This is a genomic window from Leucothrix pacifica (genome assembly GCF_003172875.1).
In the GTDB taxonomy this organism is placed as follows: domain Bacteria; phylum Pseudomonadota; class Gammaproteobacteria; order Thiotrichales; family Thiotrichaceae; genus Leucothrix; species Leucothrix pacifica.
This window is the reverse complement of record NZ_QGKM01000012.1, coordinates 37,703-44,363: the sequence shown is the minus strand read 5'-3', so window position 1 is coordinate 44,363 and position 6,661 is coordinate 37,703. Positions and strand designations below refer to the sequence as shown.

General features: G+C 44.0%; 7 protein-coding genes and 1 pseudogene. 2 read left to right on the top strand and 6 right to left on the bottom strand.

Translation table 11 applies throughout. The features are described from left to right. Nucleotides 1-125: 125 nt before the first annotated feature. The 3 genes and pseudogenes from DKW60_RS06190 to DKW60_RS06180 all read right to left on the bottom strand — a co-directional run bounded on the left by DKW60_RS06190 (nt 126) and on the right by DKW60_RS06180 (nt 3,369). Nucleotides 126-1,158 (bottom strand): annotated as a pseudogene (locus DKW60_RS06190) (IS481 family transposase). Nucleotides 1,159-1,487: 329 nt separating this feature from the next. Further along, entirely contained in the window at nt 1,488-2,750 is a 1,263-nt protein-coding gene (locus DKW60_RS06185) for an ATP-binding protein (protein WP_109836793.1), read from the bottom strand. A 91-nt stretch (nt 2,751-2,841) separates the two neighbouring features. Further along, complete coding sequence (locus DKW60_RS06180) at nt 2,842-3,369, bottom strand: Rieske (2Fe-2S) protein (RefSeq protein WP_109836792.1); 528 nt, start codon at nt 3,367-3,369, stop codon at nt 2,842-2,844. An 11-nt stretch (nt 3,370-3,380) separates the two neighbouring features. Between DKW60_RS06180 and DKW60_RS06175 the strand changes: the two genes are divergently transcribed. Next, nucleotides 3,381-3,764, top strand: coding sequence for a DUF423 domain-containing protein (locus DKW60_RS06175; protein WP_109836791.1), 384 nt, complete (start codon nt 3,381-3,383; stop codon nt 3,762-3,764). Further along, entirely contained in the window at nt 3,761-4,522 is a 762-nt protein-coding gene (locus DKW60_RS06170; RefSeq protein ID WP_181389599.1) for a phosphatase PAP2 family protein, read from the top strand. The genes DKW60_RS06175 and DKW60_RS06170 overlap by 4 nt, the downstream gene beginning before the upstream one ends. Before the next feature lie 13 nt (nt 4,523-4,535). Here DKW60_RS06170 and dnaQ read toward each other — a convergent pair whose 3' ends face one another. The 3 genes from dnaQ to DKW60_RS06155 are packed head-to-tail and all read right to left on the bottom strand — an operon-like array spanning nt 4,536 to nt 6,502. Continuing rightward, nucleotides 4,536-5,243 carry a DNA polymerase III subunit epsilon gene (dnaQ, locus tag DKW60_RS06165; protein WP_109836789.1) on the bottom strand — a complete coding sequence of 236 codons (708 nt, stop codon included), beginning with the start codon at nt 5,241-5,243 and terminating at the stop codon, nt 4,536-4,538. A gap of 40 nt (nt 5,244-5,283) precedes the next feature. Beyond that, nucleotides 5,284-5,727, bottom strand: coding sequence for a ribonuclease HI (gene rnhA, locus DKW60_RS06160; RefSeq protein WP_109836794.1), 444 nt, complete (start codon nt 5,725-5,727; stop codon nt 5,284-5,286). Nucleotides 5,728-5,761: 34 nt separating this feature from the next. Continuing rightward, nucleotides 5,762-6,502, bottom strand: coding sequence for a class I SAM-dependent methyltransferase (locus tag DKW60_RS06155; protein WP_109836788.1), 741 nt, complete (start codon nt 6,500-6,502; stop codon nt 5,762-5,764). Nucleotides 6,503-6,661: the final 159 nt, after the last annotated feature.

Genomic DNA, 6,661 nt, shown 5'->3' with positions numbered 1-6,661 from the left:
GTGAAACGGCAACAGGCCCTAACTGTGTAAATGCCATTTAGGGTTTACTGGTAATTCATTAGTTGTAAAACTCCAGACCTGATCTGACAGTTACCGATTTTCAGAAGGTGTCTGTCAGGTTCGGTTTAGTTCACAAACTTTTCCTTCCAGATCGATTTCCCATCGACAAGTGTCTGCATGGGAGTTCTACCACAACAACGTTTCCCCTGATGGGTGCGTTCATTATTGTAGTAATTCAGCCAGTCGTCCAGATCCTTTTGCAGCTCCTCAACAGGCTGGTAAATCTTTCTTCGTAATGCCGGACGATAAAACTCATCCAGGATAGTGCGGTGGAAGCGCTCACAGATACCATTGGTTTGCGGATGCCTCGCCTTAGTACGGGTGTGCTCAATATTGTCAATGCCATATAGAGCTGATAATCGTGATGGTCTGCTCTTCCACAATACTCGGTTCCCCGATCTGTCAGAATGCGTAATACAGGTAAGTCTTCCTCACTGTAAAAAGGCAGTACTCTGTCATTTAGCAGGTCAGCTGCAGTAATCGGCGTTTTCGTTGTGTAGAGTTTGCACTGGGCCATGCTTGAGTAGGTGTCTACATAAGTTTGCTGGTAAACACGTCCCACACCTTTAAAGGTGCCAACATAAAAGGTGTCTTGTGACCCCAGATAGCCCGGATGAGCCGTCTCAATCTCTCCACAAGCCTCATCATCATGCTTTTTGCGCTCCAGCGCCTGTACTTGTGATTCGGTTAAAATAATACCATCTTCAGCGACTTTGGCTTCCAGTGCTTTCAGGCGTTGTTTAAAGTTGCCCAGATCATGCCGCAACCAAATACTACGCACACCGTTGGCTGATACAAACACGCCTTATTTACGCAGTTCATTAGAGACACGTGCCTGACCATGAGACGGCTCCGCGATAGCATAATCCAGAACGGCTGACTCAACGTTTGGATCAACACGATTTTCAGATTAGGAATACGACGGGGTTTGTCGAGTAATGCTTCAACACCACCGTCTTCCACCGCTTCTTTGTAACGGTAAAAAGTATCATGGGATAGCCCCATCATCTTGCAGGCTTTCGATACATTCCCTAATTCTTCAGCCAAATTCAGAAGACCGACTTTGTGTTTGATGATTCGTTCGTTACTATTCAACATGAGGGTTACCTCTTAGGTTTGATTTCAGGTTTCGTCACCTTCCATCAAATACGGTAACCCTCCTTGTTTCAAGAGGATGTGTCAGATTAGATCGGGGTTTATACATATGATTTTACCTAGCTAGTACCTTTATCTGTATCTTTGTATAGGCTCACATCCTTGGCAGTTATCCAATAATAGGATGTCATGGGCTGTTATCTTTCATTATTCATAATTCTAAGCGCCGGCTCTTCGTCTTTTGGGAAACTTATATTCGATTAGTCCTGTACTTATTAAGGGTCGCTACTTTCAATTATAGAATGCTTATGATGCGTACCCTTGAAATACGCTTAACTTGTAATCTCCTCAGAAAACAAATCCCAAAACGCAATAACCTCAACCCCATCAGCCACACCCTCAGACTGATTATAGGTCACTAACAACTTCCGACCAGTTTTCAACTTCAGCTTCTCAAGCCCACTAAACTCCCTCGGACGATTCTGCGGCGTAAGCTCATAACAAACCTGTACAGCAAGCAACTGCTCGCCTTTCTTACAGATAAAATCACACTCAAAGTCTTTATTATGAAAGTAGACCTCATAACCACGCTTGTTAAACTCGGTATAAACCAAGTTTTCAAAGGTCTGCCCATAGTTCTGTGAAAACTTAAACGATGTCTGCGACAAGAAGCCATTATCGTTAATGTAGACTTTTTTCTTAGAGCGAATTTGCTCTTTCAGTGAAAATGCGTATTGCTTAATTTCCTGACAGATATAACTATCTTCAAGCACATGAATATACTCCTTCACAGTACCATCATTGACGCCCAGCGCCTTTGAAACCGAGGTGTAAGAATACAAGCTCGCGCTGTTAGTAATCATGAAGTGGGCAACTTCTTTAAAGGTCTTGGCATCTCGTAAATTGTTATTCGCAATGCAGTCCTTAAATACGATCGTATCGTAGTAGCTTAGGATAATGTCACGCTTATGCTCTTGTGCGTCCAGTACTTCAAAGAAAGAACCAAACTCCATCATTTCATCAACAAGTCGAAGTGCTTCCGCTTTACGATCTATCAGCTCGAAACGACTCTTAATGCCACGTACATTCAACACTTCTGAAAATGTTGGAGCATGAATTTCAGTTTCGATATAGCGCCCGCTGAGTAGCTTTGCGTACTCACCTTCAAGAAGTGATGAGTTAGAGCCTGTCACGAAAATCTTTTTCACAACCTCATTGTCGTAGATCGCTTTGACAAACTTCTCCCAAGCGTCGACGTTTTGTACTTCATCCAGAAACAAATACTGGACTGGTATACCCGTCACTTTTTCGCTGAGTTCCAACAAGGAGTAGAGGCTTTTACTACTGTTGTAAAGGTCAGAGAAGTAAGGGTCATCCAAATTCACATACAGAATACTCCTAGGATCAACTGTTTCCGATAAGTGATTTATCAACAGCCTAAATAATGTTGTTTTACCAGAACGACGAATCCCCTTGAGCACCTGAATTTGCTTCAAGGAAATTAAATCAATTAACTTTAAGTACACACTACGCTGGTACAGCCCGTCATATGGTTTCTTCCAGTGTTTGTTATGGGTAATTAATGCTTTTTCCATAGTATGATTCTGAAAATATTGTAATTACCCCAGTGTACTGGCCATTATTACACTAAGCAAATAAGTAATGTCACCTGTACAGGCTACACTTTTAGTTGGCCTTCCATCGGCCAATCACCAACTCACCTGCCTGAGCATAATAATGTGGTGGGATTTTCAAAGTTCGGCTACCACCAATTTGTCTTCCGGTAAGATCAAAGCGATTGCCACTACAAGTATCTTTGAAACTATCACCATCGAAAAATAGTGGGCAATGCCCCGAGTCGCCTTTGTCCATATATACAAAGTAACTCACATCAATGGATCGCCAGGGATGTTGTTCAACGGAGTTAGCACTCGCTGAAGGAGATTTGCTGGTCGCCTGAATCAGCTGCATTTGCTGAGCGCCATCACGCTTAATCACAGCAACTCGTTGGTTATTCCACACCACATTCGTCGGCTCAGTACTCGTCACCATCGCCAATTTCAGACTGATTATTTCATCAGGCATGACTTCCACCTCTTCAGTTTCCAAGCCACTATTAAACGTTGCATTTAAAAACACGAATAGTAGTGCAATAATGCCTGAAACCGCCATCAGCTTTATGATGACGCGGTACAACAATCGTTTATCCGTCATGAGGGTTCTTTGTGCCTGAATTTAAAAAGTTTTTGATATTTGGTGCCGCACTGGCCGCACTGAGTGTCATATTCGGTGCATTTGGTGCGCACAGTCTTGAGAAGCATCTGCAGGATGTAAAACTGCTTGCAACCTTCGAAACCGCCGCACGCTACCAATTCTACCACGCACTCGGGCTAATCTCGGTGTTCCTGCTATCCAAATATGGTTTATCGCTTAAATGGTTAACTATAAGTGGTTGGTCAATGCTACTGGGGACTCTGTTATTTTCCGGCAGTCTGTATTGCTATGTGCTCACAAACATTAAGACCTTCGCAATGATCACCCCCGTGGGTGGTCTATTTATGATATTAGCATGGCTGGCAATGCTAATCGCAGCGGTAAAACAATCATGAAAACAGCCCCTCTGTTTCCCCTTAAGACGACTATTAGTCTATTCGTATTATTGCTTGTCATGTGGCTGTCAGGCGTCAATGAGCCATTGTTTACATTTCTAAACAAAACGCTACAACTACTACCGCAAGGTTTTTGGCAATTTATAACCACACTTGCTGATCCATGGGTAGTACCATTGTTAACGTTTGTTATTTTGTTTAGGCAGGTGAATTTTGTTCGTGCACTGTTAATTTGCTCGGTCATTGCCGTTATTGCTAACTACAGTTTAAAACATGGTTTTGATATCCCACGACCCAATAATGTCCTGCCACCAAAGGATTTCTTTCTGATAGGACCTGATGTTCAATCCCCTAGCTTTCCTTCTGGTCACACCATCACGATTTTTGCCATGATGGGGGTCATTAGTTTTTGGAACCAAGTGAACTTAACCAGCCGTTTGTTATTTACGCTGGCCGCATTCATTGCACTCAGCCGCATTGCTGTGGGTGTGCATTGGCCTATGGATCTCGTGTTTGGTGCGCTAATAGGATGGCTAGTGGCGTGGTTGGCAGTCTCACTCAACAGTCGTCTTGAGTCAAATATGCAGCCGTACGTACAAATGGCACTGTATGGCATCGTTCTGCTCGGTGCCATATGGGCAGTCATCAACAAAACACCCTACCCACAAGCGCAATGGTTGAGCACGGCAATCTCCCTGTTTGCAATCGCCTACAGCTTGAGAAGTTTGACAGAGTTAATGCACCGTCAGAAAGGTTGACGAGGTTTAAGTCTTATTGCCAGAGCGTTTTGCCCGACTGCTTAACAATTGCTTCCATACGCTCATTATGTGCTTGCAGCTCATCTGCATTAGCACTGATGACTCGTAGCGCATCGGTTGGTAATGAAATACTTCCAACCACTTCTGATTCTTCAGTCTCAGTTGTTTTCGCAGCTTTAGTATCCAGGCTCAGCGTGACCTGTCCACCTGTCATCGCCAGATAAACATCACCGAGTATCTCAGAGTCAAGGAGTGCGCCATGCAACTCACGGTGCGAGTTATTAATGTCAAAACGCTTACACAGTGCATCCAGACTATTTCGCTGACTAGGGAACATATCGCGCGCCATCACCAAAGAATCAATTATGGTACAAATATCTTCAATCTTCCCCCAGGAAGCATCCACTAAACTCAGCTCATGATTCAAAAAACCAATATCAAATGGGGCGTTGTGAATAATGAGTTCAGCACCTTTGATGTAGTCAATAAAGTCAGCAACCACCTCATGAAAGCGTGGCTTGTCCGCTAAGAATTCCGTCGTAATTCCGTGGACTTTTAATGCGCCCTCTTCACTGTCACGATCTGCATTGAGATATTGGTGATAGTTATGTCCGGTAAATTTACGATCAATCATCTCAACACAACCGATTTCAATGATCTTATTGCCTGCTTTTATTTCGATACCAGTTGTTTCAGTATCCATAATGATCTGTCTAGCCATGCTCTTTGTCCTTACCGCTTCTCTAAAGAATACCGATTACTCAGCAATTTCCTGACTTTTCGTCCATGGCCTTATTCGCCAACTCATCGACACGCTCATTTTCCGCATGTCCACTGTGCCCCTTCACCCAGTGCCATTCCACGGTGTGTTTTTCGCAGGCGGCATCCAGCCTCTGCCAAAGGTCTTTATTTTTCACCGGCTTCTTTGCCGCTGTTTTCCAACCCTTAGCTTTCCAATTAGTGATCCAGCTGGTAATTCCTTGTCGTACATACTGGGAGTCGGTTGTCAGGCTGACTTTACACGGCGTGTTAAGCGTTTCAAGCCCTGCTATTGCCGCCATTAACTCCATACGATTGTTAGTTGTTTCAGGCTCATAGCCATAGAGCTCTTTTTCGTGCTCACCGAATCGCAGTAGAGCACCCCAGCCGCCCGGACCAGGATTTCCACGGCAGCCGCCGTCCGTAAACAGTTCAACTGTTTTCATTGTTGTCATAGTATTTGAGTGTTCCGTGGGTGTATTAACCCGAGAAGTTTTCTTTCCGTACCCGCTGTGCTGTACGGTTTAATGCGACTTTACCACCTGATAACAGCACCGGCGCTTTCCACACTTTCTTGTAAGGCCTTCTGGCTATCACTTGCTTCTTCGCATGAATAACATATAAGTTACTAAATAAAGGCATCGCAACTTTACCGAAGGACTCCATCCAGGACAATCGCTGGTAGAGTTTTTCATTTTGCAATGCCGGACGAAACCCCAGATATTGAACATCCATCATTTCAAAACCAAGTAAGGCAAACCAGTCACGAACGCGCGACATGACGGGTAAATCACCTTTCTTACGTAACTGTCTACCAGACCTCATGAGAGACCATGGGTTAAAACCAATCAGTATCAGTTGCCCTTCCGGAACCAGAATCCGGTCGATTTCACGAAGCACCTGATGTGGATCATAACTAGACTCCAACACATGACTAGCAAGTACCAAATCAATATTATCCGTTTCGATAGGCAGTTGTTCCGGCGTTGCAATCACATCATTGGTCGCGGGATCCATGCCTAAGGAGGTACTAAAAGCAACACGTGAATGTTCTGCAAAATGGGTGTGGCCACTGAGCGCTCCCATTTCAAGTGCGTAGTAGCCAAAGATTTCTGACATATAACTTGCACAGAGTGCATCCAGCTCCGATAAAGCCTGTTTACCCGCTAAAGACTCGTACCAGTTTTTACATAAGGCCAGATTGGCGTCACTTGTTTGCATAATATTGCTCTCCACACTTTTAAATCCTACTAGAATCCCATCCAAGTGTGTAGGGATTATTTGACCACCTCATCAATGAATAATACCAGACCAAGTGTAATTGTCTGGCTGTTAAGCTTATGCTAAGTCAACCCCACTTAAGATCAGCTCAGAATATCA